The sequence below is a fragment of the Candidatus Magnetominusculus dajiuhuensis genome (assembly GCF_046044395.1).
Lineage (GTDB): Bacteria > Nitrospirota > Thermodesulfovibrionia > Thermodesulfovibrionales > Magnetobacteriaceae > Magnetominusculus > Magnetominusculus dajiuhuensis.
This window is the reverse complement of record NZ_JBJUSG010000001.1, coordinates 43795-59964: the sequence shown is the minus strand read 5'-3', so window position 1 is coordinate 59964 and position 16170 is coordinate 43795. Positions and strand designations below refer to the sequence as shown.

Genomic DNA, 16170 nt, shown 5'->3' with positions numbered 1-16170 from the left:
TTCACTACTAAAGGAGGCAATTAAGGATGAACATATATTTACCGGTAGCGCACACCTCGATAAATCTGATGATAATGCTCTCTATAGGGACAGGTATCGGGTTGCTCTCGGGGCTTTTTGGCGTAGGCGGCGGGTTTCTTATTACCCCCGTGCTTATGATGTTCGGGATACCACCGACGGTGGCGGCGGCAAGTGGAGCAAATCAGATGGTAGCGGCTTCAACCTCGGCAACTCTGACCCACTGGAAGCTTGGAAATGTTGATATGAAAATGGGGTTATACCTGCTGGCGGGCAGCTTTCTGGGTGGCGGGCTTGGGGTTCAGGTGGTCAAGGTTTTAAACGCGATGGGGAATATTGATTTCGTCATTAAACTTACCTATGTACTTTTGCCGTTCACAGTTGGCGGAATTATGCTTGGTGAGAGTTTAAAGAAAAAAAGCCCCGATAAAGGCCATGAGGGCAGCGTGCGGCAGTCCGCCTGTTCCAGGCTGATGGGGAGCCTTCCCTTTCAAATGGAGTTTGCGAAGTCTGGAGTGCGGCATTCGGCAATTTTACCTGTGCTTATCGGGATATTAGTGGGTGTACTGGCTGCCATAATGGGCGTGGGCGGTGGGTTTATCATGGTTCCCATTATGCTTTACATCCTGAAGATGCCAATGAGGGTGATAATCGGAACGAGTGTATTTCAGATACTCTTTACCGTAATTGAGGTAACCTTTCTTCAGTCCTACACAAACCATACGGTTGACTTCGTGTTAGCCCTGGTTATGCTGACAGGGTCAAGCGTAGGGGCCTACATAGGCACTATGTTCAGTGAAAAACTCAACACTGAGCAGCTTAAGGTACTCCTTGCGTTGTTAATACTATCAGTAGGCGTTAAAATACTGTTTGAACTTATGTCGAAGCCGTCCTTGCTTCTGGCATATTCATTTGGAGGGAAATAATTAATGTGGAGGAAAATCATAATGGGTAAACTACTAAAAACACTGTTACCTGTCCTTGTTTTACTGCTAAGTGTAAATCACGCCAATGCGGCTCTTACCCTTAGTTTGGATAAAAAAATGATTCCCATAACTGCCTTCTACAAGGGTAATGCCTTAAAGATAACCGGCACTGTTGCAAGCGGCGAGGACGTGATAGTGAAAATCACCTCTCCCCTTGAGAATGAATCGTTTATGGTCAAAGAGAAATTCTTCCACCTGTTTTGGATGAATAAGGACAAAGTTGATGTGGCAAAAGTCAACAGCGTCTACATGTTGTATAGCTCTGCTGACATAGACGGCATTTTACCGGTGGCCGAAAGAAATAGGTATTCGCTTGGGTACGAAGCGCTCCAGAACAGTGTTGGAATCAGTGGCACCAGCGATAAGGATGCGCTCTTCAGGGAATTCATAAAGGTGAAGGAGACCGGTAAACTATATTCGGCCCCTGACAATAAAGTTGGCAATAAGGTTATTCTTATGCCGTTGAAAGATGGAAATAACTCCTTTTGGTTGACTGTGAAAATGCCCTACCAGGTGCCGATTGGCCGCTATGAGGTGGCTGTTTACGCGGTTAAAAACCGCTCGGTAGTGCAAACGGTGTCTGACGATGTTCTGATTGAACCTGTCGGGGTAGTGCGTGAAATATCGGATATAGCTATGAACCATGGCGGGGTCTATGGGGTGCTTGCCATAATAATTGCCCTCATAACCGGATACATGGTAACCCCGGTAATAGGGATTGCCAAAAGAATGCTGCTTGCGGCCATTATGGCGCCCAGGAGCATTATTAACGCGGTCAACGGCCAGGTTTATACGATATCCGTGCTTGAAGAGACAGACCAATCAAAGGAACGATAACCTTTAACCCACAGAGGAGAGCAATATGCTGGACAACATAGACATCAAAGAAAGATACAAGGCGAAGATGATGGGAGAGGCCAGGTCAATCCTGCTGGCAACAGACGGGTCGGCCTTCAGCAAGGGCGCGGTGAGAGAGGCAATAGCGTTTTCCCGCGAGTGTAACACCTCGTTGAGGCTCATAAGGGTACTTGAAATAAATCCTGCCTATGAGAGCATGGGGTTTGATTACTCGGCTGATATGATTAAATTGGCCGGGGAGGAGCTTGAGGCGGTAAGAGAAGAGGCCGCCATGAATAACGTGGAATGCACGACGATGATAAAGCGTGCCGAGCGGGTATATGAGGCAATAATAGAGGAGGCGGAAAGCCAAAAGACCGATATCATCATCATGGGACGGCGGGGCATGACGGGCTTAAAGAAATTCATCATGGGCAGCGTAACGGCAAAAGTAATAGCCAGCACCTCGTCAAAGGTGCTTGTAGTCCCCAGGGATACGCAGCTCAGGGGGGAGACATTGCTGCTAGCCTCAGACGGCTCCCAACAAAGTGAAGGGGCGGTGGACGAGGCCATAGATATGGCAAGCCGCTGTCCGACCGTAAAGACACTATCAGCGGTATCGGTAGTCACCGATAGGGGCAAGTTAAGCCAGGCAACAGACATCTTGAGCAAAATAGAAGCCAAGGCCAAGGCCAAAGGGGTAAAAGTAGAGACATTTCCGCTTGTAGGGCAGCCGTATAAGACATTGGTCAATGCCTCCTTAGAGATGGGGGCCGATATTATTATCATGGGCAACTATGGCAGCACAGGGCTTGCTAGTGTCTTCATGGGCAGCGTTGCGGAAAGGGTGATAGCCCTTAGCATGTGTGCAGTGTTGGTCGTTAAAAAAAGTATGAATTGACAGCGACGCAGCCTTTAGCCAGAGTAACGTGGCAAGATTTACGGGGTGAAGGGGGGGTTACCCCCCCTTCGTCGTTAATCCTTTTATTCTATTGACCCCGTCAGCTTATAATGTTTAATGCAGAGATTGGTATATTTAGTAGTCGTATTTCTTAGTCTGTCAACCAGTGCCCTGAGGATTATTCGAAAATCCTCGGAGGTCTGGTTTATTTCGGAGTCGAGATAGTCCTTGTCGAAAAGCCCCACCTTCACCTGTCCCACAGCCACAGCGGAGGCCGAACGCGGCTGCCTGTCAATTAAACTCATGTGCCCGAAGATGTCCCCTTTTTCTAACTCTGTTATCGTTATGACCACGTTGTCAATTTTTACCTTTATAGCCACCTGCCCGGACATTATCACATAGGTGCCTTCGCCGTGCGTACCTTCTTTTATGATTGCCTGCCCGTCTTCATATGTCTCGGTTACCGCTATCTTTTTCATTGCCGCCTCCCATTAGTAAAAAAAACCTGTTAATGGATTATAACCAAATGCTGGCCTTTCTTTCCACTAATTCTGTCTTATGAGGTAGTGTTTTTTGTAAAAACTGAAAAGTCCCCTGTAAAAGTTTATCTTCTTCCTGAATCCAAGACGGTTTACCGAGACGCCTTCGTGGTGAATTGCCTTTGCACCATGGCAGAGGGCAATCGTAAACTTTGTATCCTTGTACAGCCGGTAACACCAGTCAACATCGTTAAAAAAGATAGGAAAGTCCTCATCCAACGCACCGACCTCATCCCAGCACTCCCTTTTTATAAGGAGAGCTGAGGCCATGGGCTGGGGCACTTCACCTGAGCGGTGGTGTTCCTCTTGCGTCAGCTTCCATTTCCTGAACCTACCGAGCCTGAACACGCCAAATTGCTCCAAAACCAATGCCGCAGGCGAAGGGAAACGTCGGCATGAGATCTGAAATCTGCCGTCTGGATAGTACAAAAGCGGGGCAGCCGCCCCGGCACGCGGGTTGTCTTCCATGCAGTCATACAGTCTTTGCAGGCAGTCCGGAAAGAGTCTTACGTCATTGTTTAACAGAAAAATCATCTGTCCGCCCGACAGCGACACCCCCATATTGGTCGCCTTTGCGTAACCAACATTGCTCTGGCCGCGATGTAAAATCACGTCGGGATGTGCGTCTTTTACAAACGCGGCGCTGCCGTCTTCTGAGGCATTGTCTATAACTATTATCTCCTTTTCAAAATCCCCTGTTAATGCCTTTATAGATGTGATACACTCATCAAGGAGCTGTTTGTGGTTCCAGTTCGGGATAATGAAGGAAACTCGCACGGGTGGTCTCACTTGCCGATTCTTAAGGTCTTCTTTATATGATTTTTTAGTTCCGGGTTATTCTTAAAAAGGAGTTTTCCAGCCGAGTGCCTGAATTTTCTCCATACGCCGACCATGTCCTTTTGCGAAAGCATATAGAAATATGTCGCCTTGACTGTGGCAAGTTCGTCTGTAAGGCCGTCTTTTTCGGCAGTCAGCGTGTGTTTTTCTTCGGTAAGGGCGTTTCTTTCGTTCGTCAGATTGCAGATGGAATCATCCCTTTCCTTGATTGCGGCATTTTTTTCGGACGTTATATTGTCTATTACACTATCTTTTTCTTTTATGATGCTCAGTTTCTCACCGTGAAGATTTTTTATCTCCCCCGCCCTTTCCACGTCAAGGTGGTGGAGGGCCAGTATCTCCTTAAACACGCCATATGGGTCGTCCATCTTGTTTATGTCATACTTTGATTCGATGCCCATGTGAGTGAGTTCAACTATTCCTTCCGAGGAGATTCGCAGTCCTGTAAACGGTGGCAGGAAGTAAATCTTTTTCTTCTTAGGGTCTTCCAATGAATCAAAAAATTCGTCGTATTCAGATTTTTTGCCGTAATCCACATACATCCACTTATGAGGAAATTCGTACAGGGTCTCCCACAGGGTGTTGCGCCTGTCTTCTGTTATTTCATTGTCTTTTATCCAGTCCTTGTTGATGTGCGGCATCGGGACAAAAGTCCTTAGTTCATTCATCGTGGAAAGATAATTAGTCGCGCAGTCCTCTATCAACTTTGGTATTTCATCAACATTGTGCCTGGTCAAAATGGTTATATATCTGAGTGGGGGGGCGTTGGGATTTGCGGAAAAGGCATCTGTCAGGCATCTGAGGTTGTCATAGAACACATCAAACCGCGCCCCCTTGCGCAGGCTCTCAAATACCTGGGGATTCAGAGAATCCAATGATACATTTATATAGTTAAAGCCGCTGTTGGTCAACCCTTCTACTACATCGTCTGAGAGTTTTCTTGATAAATTTGTCGTAAACAAGACCTTTTTCCTATGCTCATCGGGTATCATTTTAATTATTGAGCTGAAATCAGGATGAATTGTCGGTTCAAAATAACAGGACAGGTAAAAACTATTTAAAAGCGGCAGGAGCGTCAATATCTTGCCAAACGTCTTCTCGCTAACTGGTACGTTGCCGCTTATCGTTGACCAGTCGTTTATACAAAACGGGCATCTTAGGTTGCAGTTGCCAGTTATATCAAAAAACGACAGATCATATTTGTCCTGATCATCTGGCATTTCTAACTAAAAGGTATCGCCTACGAAAATAGATGTCTTGGATTCGATGACATACGCTGTTGCGGTATTTTTCTGTGTGGAGAGTATTTTTATCTTTCCAATAGGCGATATGGGTTTTGTGGTTGACATGACCGTGAACATATCGCCGGACCTCAGGCCGTCGTCAGTCCCTTTATCTACGTAGAGGATTTGGTACTGGGCACCTAGTAAATGCAACGGCATAACTTTCATTATCAAACCGTTGATGCCTGGCTTGACGGTCTCGCTATCCTCTGGACGCTGGAAGACATAAGAGGGGATAATCGGCTGCTTGAGGACTATCTCTCTGGTTGAATCGGTGATGAGCGCCTTTTTATAACCGGCTTCCTGGCCTATTAATCTCAGTTGCCCAATAATCGTTATTAGCTTCCCCATGTTTTTACCGGTCTTTGGATGTTTGACCTTATCACCTATCTCGACGATGAAGTAATCTGAGTACTGGTCTGCGTAATCCTGGCTGATATCCACATAGACATAGTCATTTTTGCCAAAGAGGATGCGGTCAGAGCCTGGTGCCGGTGCCGCCACAACCTTTCCGTAAACCTGCAGCTTATCCGCGATAAACCCACCCGATTTGAACAGGTATGTCTCCAGCGTGCTGCGGCTGCCCGGCTTAACCACTGAGGCCACACTGTCTGGTGGGGCAGCCTCGTCCGCAGCGAAAGCTACGCCGTGTACCGACAACGCAAGCACCAAACACACAAAAACAAGCCTACAGTTCACCAATTATGGTCTCACACTTAGATAGACTATTTTTTATTTACCGCTTCTTTAAACGCCAGGCCGGGGACAAACTTAGGAACACTGGCCGCAGGTATCTTAATTACGTCGCCTGTTCTGGGGTTACGGCCATCTCTTGCCTTTCTCAACGAAACTGAAAACGTACCGAACCCTACGAGGGTCAGTTTCTGTCCGTGTTTCAATGTGTCAATGATGGCCGCAATAGCCGCGTCAAGTGCCCTGCCGGCATCTGCTTTTGACAAGTTTGCATCCTTTGCCACCTTCTCTATCAGTTCCACTTTACTCATATAGCCCTACCTCCCGAAGTTAATCTGACGTATAACCTAATAAGTTTAGGCCTAATAAATTTAGGTCTAGTAAGCTAAACAGCCTTCACCCCACCACCGCGCCGCACAAACCCAGCCCAATCAGTGCCGTTGTCCTTATATACGGGTGGCGCATTTCGTGGTAATCATACTATAAATAATAATAAAATGCAAGAAATATTTTCGTCCTAAGCTCAAATCTCCTATATCCGAGGTACAGCATCCGGGAACAGGCTAAATGCAGTTTAAGTGGTCATGGGTAAGAGGGGGCGCAGTTTCACACCCCCAGTCCTGATTTATATTACCACGTAATGATTTTATCGCTTGCGACGACCTCACCGATTATCTTGTCGTAGTCTTTATCGGTTCTCATATCAATGACCGTCACATCGGCCAGTGTCTTTTGTACATCTATGATGGTCTTAGCGGTTTTGTCCGGTTCCTGCTTCAGTAAGAATAGGACTTTTGTCATGTTACCTCCTTTTTGATTTCCCTAGTAGGCAAGGATGTTGTCGTAGTCGAGGAGTTTTTTGGCGATTGCCTCGGTGGAACAGTACTCTATTCCCTCGTAATCCCTGACATTCGTACACAACGACAATTCCATCTCCTTTATCATGTCGAGGTTCATGTCGTTTTCCTCGCCAGGCTCTATTTTCTTGTCCAGAATGAATACGTCTATGATGTCGTCCATAACGGTTATGCCAACGCTCATTCTGAGGGCCTCGCCCTGTCTGTCTCTTACCAGCACTGCTATCTTTTTCGGCATATAGTTCTCCTTAGCTTTGTGTTATATTAAGATTACCTTGTCGGCGTCCTGATTCATAACAGAGTTCTGGTACTGGCTTCCAGCCGCGCATCCCTCAGGGATCTCGATGACGTTCCTAAGCTTCGCGCTATGGTCGCAGAGGCTCATCGTCACGCCGTTTAAACCCATCAGCGCCACGATATCCTTGTCCTGAGAATGTCTCGTGCCGTCGTCCATCATAAAAAGGATAACGTTTAACCCTTTTTTGACGGCTGCCTTTGTCAGGCCGATTATGTCGTCTTTATAACCGTCTCTTGTTATCAAAAACCCGATTGTCATTTTGTCCAACCCTCCTGTCTTAGTGTTATTAGCCATCTTATCATGGCACGGCCATTTTAGAAGATGGTTATTTTAAAAAGGAAAATCCTTCTTATACAACGTAAAGTTTGTATCAATGGACTTATCGTCGGCATCTTTCAGGGCACGGTATTTTTCTAACGCCTGAGATGGGAAAAGGCGGTAGATTATCTCCACCGAGACTGATTTAACGCCGTCGTTTGGGATTGGATAAGAAAATTTGCGCGTCTCGGCGCTCTTCAGCCTTGTGTCTAATGCAACCTCTTGCGCCTTCCATGCCGGTACGCCCACATCGCCTCCACCTCTGAAGGCCTTCATAAATACGGCCTTCCTGTCCTCCATAGGGTTTACCTGATAATTTCTGAATACGGCCTTCTTGTCGGCGTCGAAAGCCGCCACCTTTAAAAACGCCATGCGCATCGGCATTGTCGAAGGGAAATCGTGAGATGTCTTGTTTGTGATTTCTACGTCAACGGTTGTGCTATTGTCTGTTTTGTTGATTTTTACGTTGACACTGACAGCCCTGCACAGCATCACGAGGCTGTGGCCACCCGCCATTTCGTGTGAGGCGTGGGTCTCCTTTGCTGATTCAGTTGAGGGCGGCCCTTCCTTTCTCTCCATATGGCAGGCGATACAATTGCCCTGGCCTTCCTCTTTCATTGAACATATTGCAACGCTGTCCTGATTCTCCAGGTGGCTGTGGCAGCCCATACAGATTTCACCGCTGGCAAAAAGCTGGCTCACACCAACGCCGTGAGGTGCCTTCTCAACCGGATTCGATGAGATGTACGCGCCATCTTTATTGATTGTAAATGTGTTTCTGTCTTTCCCCTCTACTACTGTGTCAACGCGGTGGCAAAACGCGCATCCAACGCCCTCGTCCTCCCTCCATAAGTTCTCATTCGGTTTGGCCGTCCCGTCAACGAGTTCTTTGACATTGTCCGCCATCGGCGTGTGGCACGTCGCGCAGTGATAGCTGCCCTCTTTCCCCTCACTTTTCATATCATCAAGAAACGCCCCGTACATCGCTCTGTGCGCGGCGTCTTTGTGAACGGACGATTGGGAATGAAGCGAACCCGCCCACTCCTTATACACCGCAGGGTGGCATGCGGAACACCGCCTTGACTTCTCATACGGCACCGCCCCTTCCGGGAAGTCGTGTGCCGCAAGTATCGCGGGGGACACGGCCACCGCCGCCAGCATAAACACCATGATATATCTTATAAACAATTCGCCTCCAAACAACCCGCAGCCTGCCCCCAGGCCTAAATAACGCCGGAACTTACCCTCTGGTCGGCTATTATGTCATAAACATGCTGAAAAGGTAAATCCCTCAGGCATCTGACATTGGAACATTTTTTCCTGAAACACGCCCGACACGCAATATCACGCCCTATGACGGTGTGTCCGGTGCCGTACGGACCGGTTCTTTGGGGGTCGGTCGGGCCAAATATGGCAAACACGACAACGCCCAGGGCTGCGGCGATATGCATCGGGCCGGTGTCGTTGGTGACCATGAAGCGCGCATCTCTGATTAATGATGCGAGGCCCTTCAGCGTCGTTTTACCGGTGGCGTTGATGGCCATTCCCCCCGCATGCCCCACGACTTCCTCGCCCAAAGAATAATCCCCGCCCCCACCGACAACCACCGCCGGGATGGAAAACTTAGCGGCAAGCCGCCCGAAGTTTCTCGCTGCCCAGCGCTTTGTAACCCAGGCGGCCCCAGGGGCCATGACAATATACTGCCCCTTTTTCAGCCCACGCGCCCAGTCCTCCTTTATATCCTCACAGAGCAGCGGAAATTCTATCTCATCGGTGGGTGCCCCCGCAAATCCGGCAATTTTCATATACCGGTCAACCGCGTGTACGCCACGCCCCCCTTCGACTGTGTGCGTGTAAAACACGGTACTGCCCTCTCTGGCCTCCTTAAACCCCACGCGGGTTTGACATCGGCTTAGGCCAGTTATCAGGCCGCTTCTCAACAGCCCCTGAAGGTCTAAGACGAGGTCGTAGCGTTCGCTCTTTAGCGAGGTGGCAAGCGCAGCTATCTCTTTAAGCGTGTCTTTAAGTGCCGAGGGGCGCTTCCATCTGTCCTTATTTATTACCCGGAGCCTTTCTATCATCGGATGTCCATCAAGCAGCCCCTCAAACCCCGATGCTATGACCCAGTGTATGGATGCGCCGGGATACGCCTTATGAAGGGCGCTAAGCACAGGCAGGCTATGTACCACGTCTCCAAGCGAGCTGGGTTTTACGATAAGGATTTTCTTATATGGTGCCATCGTCGGTAGTATAGCAGATTACAGCATATAACGGCTGCCTCTAAAAGTGCTGAAATATGTCACAAGTGACACATTATGTCAGTGTGAATCAGAAGTTTTACGGCATATAGAGGATTTTGCGCGGATTATGGGTGGGCATAGTATTTGCTACACTGTAGCAGGTCGGCACGTGTGGCAGAAGTCGGCATGTTTGACAGAAGACGGCACGTTTGACATCTGATTGTACTATAACGTATAATGCTGTAAAGTTAAGGTTGTGTTGTGAGGCAAGACATCGGCGGTTTTTAATCGCTCAGAATGTATTTTAGGGAGGTACATCCAAATGTACAAAGTAATTTCGGGAATGAAAGCAAGAGATGAAAGAGGTTTTACATTGATCGAGCTCCTGATTGTTATCGCGATTATCGGCATATTGACTGCTATCGCGGTACCGGCCTTTCTGGGACAGAGAGAAAAGGCAAAGGTAAGGGCAACTGAATCAGGCGCTAAGGGCGCGGTCGCAGACTTACAGGGCTATCTTGATTCGTATATAGCCGGAGACCCATACATAATAATCACTGACGCAACAGGCACGCAGGGCTGCTACGAATCCAATGGCGCAACCGCAACCGGCGCATCTTGCCTGTCCATTTTTAACCAGGCCAGCACCGGCACATACACAGCATACCCCGGCGGTATCACAACTGTAGTTGCACACTTTATCTCTCATCACACGTTCAAGGGAGACAAGAGCGCGTTTAACGGTCTGCCTCTGTTTGTCACAACTGCCCCGACAGACGGCCAGGTTCTTTTAAGTCCAAACGGAAGCCGTGCGATAAACCTTTTGGCTTATGCCTCAAACTCGACTTCACCTATGCTCAGCCAATTAGTAACGTCACGGTAATTGCCATAGACCAGCGCGGGAGGGGGCAATCTCCCTCCCGTTTTTTTTGAGGAGAATATAATGATGTATAAATGGATGCAGGCAAGAGATGTAAAGGGTTTTACCCTGATTGAGCTACTGGTTGTTATCGCGATTATCGGCATATTGACTGCTATCGCGGTACCGGCGTTTCTGGGGCAGAGGGAAAAGGCAAAGGTCAGGTCAACTGAATCAGGCGCAAGGGCTGCGGTTGCTGATTTACAAGGATATCTTGATAGCTACGTAGCTGGTGAACCCTATGTAATAATAACTGATGCCACGGGGACGCAGGGATGCTTTGAGGCCAATAACGCAATCGGGCTTGATAAGACTTGCGCATCTGTTTTCAGTCAAGCCAGCGTGGGCACATATGCCGTATATCCTGGCGGCATAACCACCATTATCGCCCATTTCATCTCGCACCATACGTTTAAAGGAGACTTTAGCGCGTTTAACGGTTTGCCGCTGTTTGTGACGGCCTCTGTAAACGACGGTCAGGTTCTCTTAACCCCGACTGACAGCCGGTCTGTCACTATCCTTGCCTACGCCACAAACCATACATCAACAATATTCAGTCAATTGGTAACAGTGCGATAAGTTATAAAGAACAGAGGTATGCGGATTTAAGCTATGTGGGCAAAAGATGTAAGAGGTTTTACGTTAGTTGAACTCATGGTTGTCATTGCGGTCGTGAGTTTGTTGTCAGCTATTGCGTTGCCGGCGTATCTTGGGCATATGGACAAATCAAAGGCGAGGACAACACAGACAAGCGCGAAGGCCGCGGTTGCCGACTTGCAGGTTTATCTTGACGCTTATATGGCCGGTGACCCCTATATTATGATTAGTGATGCGTTGGGTACGCAAAGTTGTGTTGAGGCGTCTAATGCGACCACAACGGGTATCTCTTGTTTGTCCATTTTCAATCAACCCAGCACGGCCACGTATCCGGCATACCCGGCTGGCATGTCCACTGTTATCTCCCACTTTGTGAACAATAGCAAGTATAAGGGGGACAAGGACGCGTTTAGAGGCCGTTCATTGTTCGTTACTTCTCATGGGCCAGACGGCTTTGGCCAGGTACTCTTGAGCCCGTCTGATAGCAAGTCTATTGTTGTCGTGGCTTACGCCATGAACTCCACGCCAGTCTTCAGCCAAATCGTAACTGCCCGATAATTACAGGGCAAGGCCAGAGCAACTGGACTGATACGAAGTTGCTACCATATGAATAAATTCTCACTCCGCGACAAAAAAATTGTCTCTACAACAAATAAATTGTCTCTACCAGGCTTGCCTTGTCGTCATTCCGGCTTGTCCGGAATCGGTCTCTCCACTACATCCTCAAGCCAAATAAGATTCCGGACAACAGACTGTGTCATAATTATTTTTTACAAAAAAAGTCGAAACATATAAAACATATGGTTATATGCCTATCACTGTATTGGCATTTCGACCTATGACTTTTTTCTAATAACAAAAGTAGGTCAAAGATTGCATATTCTTTGGTCTGTCATTCCTGCGAAAGCAGGAATCCAGTTATTTTAAGCATGGAACAACATAATAATCAATGGAAACTCCGATGAATAATGTAATTTATTGAAAAATATCATCACACAGTTTTCTAATTAACTCATTTGTCTGCAACTTGGAATAACTTTTCGATAATAATTATCGATAATGCAATACGAATTATTCCACATAATTATGACACAGTCTGCAAGCCGGAATGACGGACTATACCAAGTTGCAGCCAAATGAGTAACAATCATTCTTATAAAATAATCCTCTAATTGAATCATCCTGAGCTTGTCGAAGGATTCCGCATTTGTGGGGATGTGCTAAATAAAAGGCACATCCTTCGACAGGCTCAGGATGATTCGATTGTTGTGGACATCATCTTACTTCTATGAACGCATTTTGGTATGAGGAGTAATCTCCACTGTCGAAATTTGTCACGTACTGACAAAATATGTCCGTGTTCGCTCGTGAGCCATCACCTATAATATCTCCACCTACGCAGCCGTGAAGGTTCCTAAATATCCCCGAATATGGTGTTATGCGGTGACTTAAAATTTTTTAAAAAAAATGCCAAAACGAGACTAAACCTTTTTCAGAGTTACTGTGTCTAAGTCGTCGGCATGTATAATGAAAATAAGCCATATGTTTTAATTGGTAGTCGGTGGTATGAAATATGCAAATATAACCGGCAGATGCAATCAAGCGGTTTTTAACCGTGATATAGCAACCAAGCGCAGAGTATTAGGAGGGATACCCAATGTACAAAATAATTTCAGAGATGAAGGCAAGAGATGAAAGAGGTTTTACATTAATTGAACTGCTGATTGTTATCGCGATTATCGGTATATTGACTGCTATCGCGGTACCGGCGTTTCTGGGACAGAGGGAAAAGGCGAAGGTGAGGGCAACTGAGTCAGGCGCTAAGGGCGCGGTAGCGGACTTACAGGGTTATCTTGACTCCTATATAGCAGGGGACCCGTACATAATAATTACTGACGCAACAGGCACGCAGGGCTGCTACGAATCCAATGGCGCAACCGCAACCGGAGCCTCTTGTCTGTCCGTTTTCAACCAGGCCAGCACCGGCACATACACGGCTTATCCAGGCGGTATCACGACGATTGTTGACCACTTTATCTCCCATCACACGTTCAAGGGAGACAAGAGCGCGTTTAATGGTCTGCCATTGTTTGTAACGACTGCACCGACAGACGGCCAGGTTCTCTTAAGTCCAAACGGAAGCCGCGCGATAAACCTTTTGGCTTATGCCTCAAACTCTACTTCACCTATGCTCAGCCAACTTGTCACAAGCCGTTAATTCTGACAGGTATCTGTCTCATTTTGGCGGGGGAAAGGGGCTGTCCTTTCCCCAGCCTTTTTATTTATTATAGGTGGATGTTTGTGCGGGGTATAATATGACAATATCGGGATTATTAAAGGGGCGGTCAGCGGTTAACGCTTTTTTCATTTTGTCCATCGTTTCAGCCGCCTTTTTCGGTGCGATAGCCGCGCTGTCAAATGGATTTGTATGGGATGATATGCACATGGTAACGAATCCCGTACTTGTTGATTCAAACTCGTTTTACGGCTATTTCTTTGGCAAAAGCCTCTATTACCGGCCATTTCTCCGCCTGTCATTGTCTCTGGACTGGGGGTTGTGGCGGATGTCCCCGATGGGTTATCACCTGCATAATCTCATTATACACGCGGCCAACTCTGTTTTAGTCTTTGTCGTGGCCGGGCGTCTTATAGCAAAGGACAACGGCGATATGCTGCCCGCGTTTTTGGCGGGGCTGGCCTTTGCCTTGCATCCAGTGCATTCCGAGGCCATTGCGTGGATTTCGGGCAGGACAGATTTACTGGCGACGTTCTTTTTTCTCCTTGCGTTTTTAGGTTTTCTCATCTATCGTTGGGAGGACAATCCGAGGGGCATTGTGATATGTGCCGTGTTTTATCTGTTTTCGATGTTCTCCAAAGAAAACGGGATTACCCTGATTGCCGTTGTGGTGGCCTATGGGCTTCTTACGAAGATGCCGTGGAGGCGGCTTGTGTTGTCTGCCGGCATATTGTTGGCGGTTGTCGTAGTATATTTTGTGATGAGACAGGGCAGCGGCCTAAGCGATGTCATTAAGAGGCCTGGCACGCAGGGGGCATATCTATCGCCGCTGATTTCGATGATAAATTTTCTCTACGACCTTGTCTATGGAAGCGGATATTATATAGAAAAGCTGCTGCTGCCTCTGAATCTCAATCTCCTTCCGGCGATTCCCGAGGGCAGCGGTTATGTGTGGCTGTTTTGTGCGGCCGTTGGCGCATCCATTTTTTGTTTTATCAGGTGTGGCTCTGTCATGTCATTTTTAATATTGTGGATTGTCCTTACGATGCTCCCATCTCTTTCAATCATATTTTCGCAGGTAGCCGCGCCGTTGGGTGAGCGCTATCTGTACTTGCCCTCTGTGGGGTTTTCTATACTGGGCGTGGGCCTGCTTGCGAACGTATTAAACAGGAGGGTTTTAATCAGCGTGTTTATACTGATATCTACCGGGTATTTTGTACTGATTTATGAGCGGACGGGGGTGTGGCGGTCTGACCTGACTCTTTGGGGGGACACGGTTAAGAAATCCCCATCCTCTGTTGTTGCCCACACGAACTACGGGATAGCCCTGCTGCAGGAACTGGACTTCGCAGGCGGCGAAAGGGAATTGTTTGCCGCGCTTGAGGTTCCCAATAAATCCGGCGAACAGGCCGCCCTCGTATTTAACGCCTTGTCAAACATAGAGATTGCTAAAAAAGACTATAAAAAGGCTATGGGCTATCTCATGATGGCCATTAATAATGACCCCGGCTGCACTGCCGCCTATAACAATCTCGGCTATGTTTATATGCAGATGTCGGGGGCGCCGGGTGTGGATGAACAAGGAAAAACCGAGGCGCTTCAGACGGCCATTTCCTATTTCAACAAGGCCATTGAGCTTGCCTCCTACCTTTCGCAGACAAAGTTTAATCTGGGGCTTTGTTACTTTGAGCTAAAAGATTACGATAAGGCGGTGGATTTTTTTTATGAGGTCGTTGACGCCGACCCCGCCGGCAAACTTGGGCAGCAGGCCGCTTCACTTTTGGTTGCCGCGAAGATGCAAAAAGAGGCTGGAAAGTATTTACGCCGCTGAGAAATTGTTCAGGATGGCGTCACGGCTAAAGAAAAAATCTGTGTTTTTTTGTTAGAATATGTGTAACGACTTAGGGAGTATAGTCTCCGGCCTTGCCGGTGCAATCTTGACGCGCCAATGAAACCAGGACAGACACAACGAGGAGGATTAGATGAACAAAGGTATAATGGCCACGGTGAGTGCGATGAGCGCGGCTGACCGGTCAAGCCAGTTACGCGGACAGAGGGGATTTACGTTGGTTGAGCTGATTATAACGTTGGTAATAATAGGGATTCTCTCGGCCATCGCAATCCCCTTGTTTCTGGGACAAAGGGTAAAGGCCCAGAGGACAGAGGCCGCCCAAAACATCCAGTCGCTGAGGGTTCTCATGGAGCAGTATTACAATGAAAACGGCTGCTATTACGCGCCATGTTCGACCCTTACAGACCAGGCGATAACAGGTGCCGCCTCTATACTGTCGTTTCTGCCAGCGTGGAAGCCTGGTAATACCAGCGGGCTGCTCTTTACTTACAGAATAGAGGTAAACACCAACCGGACAACATATAACATTGGGGCAAATCTGGCACCTAATACCGTATCCGCCGGGGCAAGCTGCGCCAGTGGTGAGATTAAGATTGACAATAACAACAACAAGTGCGGTTTTTAGGGCACGGCCTTAAGGATTAACGACGAAGGGGGGGGAACCCCCCCTTCACCCCGTATTTTTGCCAATATTTTATCTATTGATTTCCATCTGCCGCCCGTTGGCGGCTTCCAGAACTCCGGCTGAAGGCTGGATGG

The 16170-nt window shown here is 47.8% G+C and carries 19 protein-coding genes; 9 read left to right on the top strand and 10 right to left on the bottom strand.

Features of this window, described 5'->3' with window-relative positions; translation table 11 throughout:
- Positions 1–26 precede the first annotated feature (26 nt).
- Genes AB7D94_RS00290 through AB7D94_RS00280 form a run of 3 tightly spaced genes read left to right on the top strand, consistent with a single transcriptional unit; the run spans position 27 to position 2742 of the window.
- Positions 27–944: a sulfite exporter TauE/SafE family protein gene (locus AB7D94_RS00290; protein ID WP_420263634.1), complete on the top strand. Its 918-nt coding sequence runs from the start codon at positions 27–29 to the stop codon at positions 942–944.
- 21 nt (positions 945–965) lie between these two features.
- Complete coding sequence (locus AB7D94_RS00285) at positions 966–1841, top strand: TIGR02186 family protein (protein ID WP_420263633.1); 876 nt, start codon at positions 966–968, stop codon at positions 1839–1841.
- Positions 1842–1866: 25 nt separating this feature from the next.
- Positions 1867–2742, top strand: coding sequence for a universal stress protein (locus AB7D94_RS00280; RefSeq protein ID WP_420263632.1), 876 nt, complete (start codon positions 1867–1869; stop codon positions 2740–2742).
- 83 nt (positions 2743–2825) lie between these two features.
- On the opposite strand, the gene AB7D94_RS00275 is transcribed toward AB7D94_RS00280, so the two are convergent.
- The 10 genes from AB7D94_RS00275 to AB7D94_RS00230 all read right to left on the bottom strand — a co-directional run bounded on the left by AB7D94_RS00275 (position 2826) and on the right by AB7D94_RS00230 (position 9807).
- Positions 2826–3221: a cyclic nucleotide-binding domain-containing protein gene (locus tag AB7D94_RS00275; RefSeq protein ID WP_420263631.1), complete on the bottom strand. Its 396-nt coding sequence runs from the start codon at positions 3219–3221 to the stop codon at positions 2826–2828.
- 66 nt (positions 3222–3287) lie between these two features.
- Positions 3288–4058: a glycosyltransferase family 2 protein gene (locus AB7D94_RS00270; RefSeq protein WP_420263630.1), complete on the bottom strand. Its 771-nt coding sequence runs from the start codon at positions 4056–4058 to the stop codon at positions 3288–3290.
- An 8-nt stretch (positions 4059–4066) separates the two neighbouring features.
- Positions 4067–5338 carry a radical SAM protein gene (locus AB7D94_RS00265; RefSeq protein WP_420263629.1) on the bottom strand — a complete coding sequence of 424 codons (1272 nt, stop codon included), beginning with the start codon at positions 5336–5338 and terminating at the stop codon, positions 4067–4069.
- Between the two features lie 6 nt (positions 5339–5344).
- Positions 5345–6100 (bottom strand): hypothetical protein, encoded by a 756-nt coding sequence (locus AB7D94_RS00260; RefSeq protein WP_420263627.1) that lies wholly within the window; start codon positions 6098–6100, stop codon positions 5345–5347.
- Between the two features lie 26 nt (positions 6101–6126).
- Positions 6127–6405, bottom strand: coding sequence for an HU family DNA-binding protein (locus tag AB7D94_RS00255; protein WP_420263626.1), 279 nt, complete (start codon positions 6403–6405; stop codon positions 6127–6129).
- Between the two features lie 319 nt (positions 6406–6724).
- On the bottom strand, positions 6725–6895 hold the full coding sequence (locus AB7D94_RS00250; protein WP_420263625.1) for a hypothetical protein: 171 nt from the start codon (positions 6893–6895) through the stop codon (positions 6725–6727).
- 21 nt (positions 6896–6916) lie between these two features.
- Positions 6917–7189: a hypothetical protein gene (locus tag AB7D94_RS00245; RefSeq protein ID WP_420263624.1), complete on the bottom strand. Its 273-nt coding sequence runs from the start codon at positions 7187–7189 to the stop codon at positions 6917–6919.
- 21 nt (positions 7190–7210) lie between these two features.
- Positions 7211–7507, bottom strand: coding sequence for a hypothetical protein (locus AB7D94_RS00240; RefSeq protein WP_420263623.1), 297 nt, complete (start codon positions 7505–7507; stop codon positions 7211–7213).
- A gap of 72 nt (positions 7508–7579) precedes the next feature.
- A complete protein-coding gene (locus tag AB7D94_RS00235; protein ID WP_420263622.1) occupies positions 7580–8755 on the bottom strand; it encodes a multiheme c-type cytochrome in 1176 nt (391 codons plus the stop codon).
- Between the two features lie 35 nt (positions 8756–8790).
- Positions 8791–9807, bottom strand: coding sequence for a glycosyltransferase family 9 protein (locus tag AB7D94_RS00230; RefSeq protein WP_420263620.1), 1017 nt, complete (start codon positions 9805–9807; stop codon positions 8791–8793).
- Between the two features lie 322 nt (positions 9808–10129).
- Here AB7D94_RS00230 and AB7D94_RS00225 point away from each other — a divergent pair, with 322 nt between their 5' ends.
- The 6 genes from AB7D94_RS00225 to AB7D94_RS00200 all read left to right on the top strand — a co-directional run bounded on the left by AB7D94_RS00225 (position 10130) and on the right by AB7D94_RS00200 (position 16036).
- On the top strand, positions 10130–10690 hold the full coding sequence (locus AB7D94_RS00225) for a type IV pilin protein (RefSeq protein WP_420263619.1): 561 nt from the start codon (positions 10130–10132) through the stop codon (positions 10688–10690).
- A gap of 60 nt (positions 10691–10750) precedes the next feature.
- Complete coding sequence (locus AB7D94_RS00220; RefSeq protein WP_420263618.1) at positions 10751–11305, top strand: type II secretion system protein; 555 nt, start codon at positions 10751–10753, stop codon at positions 11303–11305.
- A gap of 33 nt (positions 11306–11338) precedes the next feature.
- Positions 11339–11881 (top strand): type IV pilin protein, encoded by a 543-nt coding sequence (locus tag AB7D94_RS00215; protein WP_420263616.1) that lies wholly within the window; start codon positions 11339–11341, stop codon positions 11879–11881.
- 1099 nt (positions 11882–12980) lie between these two features.
- Positions 12981–13541 carry a type IV pilin protein gene (locus tag AB7D94_RS00210; protein ID WP_420263614.1) on the top strand — a complete coding sequence of 187 codons (561 nt, stop codon included), beginning with the start codon at positions 12981–12983 and terminating at the stop codon, positions 13539–13541.
- Positions 13542–13638: 97 nt separating this feature from the next.
- Positions 13639–15390 (top strand): tetratricopeptide repeat protein, encoded by a 1752-nt coding sequence (locus AB7D94_RS00205; protein ID WP_420263613.1) that lies wholly within the window; start codon positions 13639–13641, stop codon positions 15388–15390.
- A 151-nt stretch (positions 15391–15541) separates the two neighbouring features.
- Entirely contained in the window at positions 15542–16036 is a 495-nt protein-coding gene (locus AB7D94_RS00200; RefSeq protein ID WP_420263612.1) for a type IV pilin protein, read from the top strand.
- The last annotated feature ends 134 nt before the right edge of the window (positions 16037–16170 follow it).

Excerpts from the sequence above, each read along its gene's own strand:
- AB7D94_RS00210 (WP_420263614.1), top strand. The coding sequence starts at position 12,981 with ATGTACAAAATAATTTCAGAGATGAAGGCAAGAGATGAAAGAGGTTTT.
- AB7D94_RS00205 (WP_420263613.1), top strand. The coding sequence starts at position 13,639 with ATGACAATATCGGGATTATTAAAGGGGCGGTCAGCGGTTAACGCTTTT.
- AB7D94_RS00240 (WP_420263623.1), bottom strand. The coding sequence starts at position 7,507 with ATGACAATCGGGTTTTTGATAACAAGAGACGGTTATAAAGACGACATA.
- AB7D94_RS00285 (WP_420263633.1), top strand. The coding sequence starts at position 966 with ATGGGTAAACTACTAAAAACACTGTTACCTGTCCTTGTTTTACTGCTA.
- AB7D94_RS00245 (WP_420263624.1), bottom strand. The coding sequence starts at position 7,189 with ATGCCGAAAAAGATAGCAGTGCTGGTAAGAGACAGACAGGGCGAGGCC.
- AB7D94_RS00215 (WP_420263616.1), top strand. The coding sequence starts at position 11,339 with ATGTGGGCAAAAGATGTAAGAGGTTTTACGTTAGTTGAACTCATGGTT.
- AB7D94_RS00255 (WP_420263626.1), bottom strand. The coding sequence starts at position 6,405 with ATGAGTAAAGTGGAACTGATAGAGAAGGTGGCAAAGGATGCAAACTTG.
- AB7D94_RS00225 (WP_420263619.1), top strand. The coding sequence starts at position 10,130 with ATGTACAAAGTAATTTCGGGAATGAAAGCAAGAGATGAAAGAGGTTTT.
- AB7D94_RS00290 (WP_420263634.1), top strand. The coding sequence starts at position 27 with ATGAACATATATTTACCGGTAGCGCACACCTCGATAAATCTGATGATA.
- AB7D94_RS00275 (WP_420263631.1), bottom strand. The coding sequence starts at position 3,221 with ATGAAAAAGATAGCGGTAACCGAGACATATGAAGACGGGCAGGCAATC.
- AB7D94_RS00265 (WP_420263629.1), bottom strand. The coding sequence starts at position 5,338 with ATGCCAGATGATCAGGACAAATATGATCTGTCGTTTTTTGATATAACT.
- AB7D94_RS00280 (WP_420263632.1), top strand. The coding sequence starts at position 1,867 with ATGCTGGACAACATAGACATCAAAGAAAGATACAAGGCGAAGATGATG.
- AB7D94_RS00200 (WP_420263612.1), top strand. The coding sequence starts at position 15,542 with ATGAACAAAGGTATAATGGCCACGGTGAGTGCGATGAGCGCGGCTGAC.
- AB7D94_RS00220 (WP_420263618.1), top strand. The coding sequence starts at position 10,751 with ATGATGTATAAATGGATGCAGGCAAGAGATGTAAAGGGTTTTACCCTG.
- AB7D94_RS00230 (WP_420263620.1), bottom strand. The coding sequence starts at position 9,807 with ATGGCACCATATAAGAAAATCCTTATCGTAAAACCCAGCTCGCTTGGA.
- AB7D94_RS00250 (WP_420263625.1), bottom strand. The coding sequence starts at position 6,895 with ATGACAAAAGTCCTATTCTTACTGAAGCAGGAACCGGACAAAACCGCT.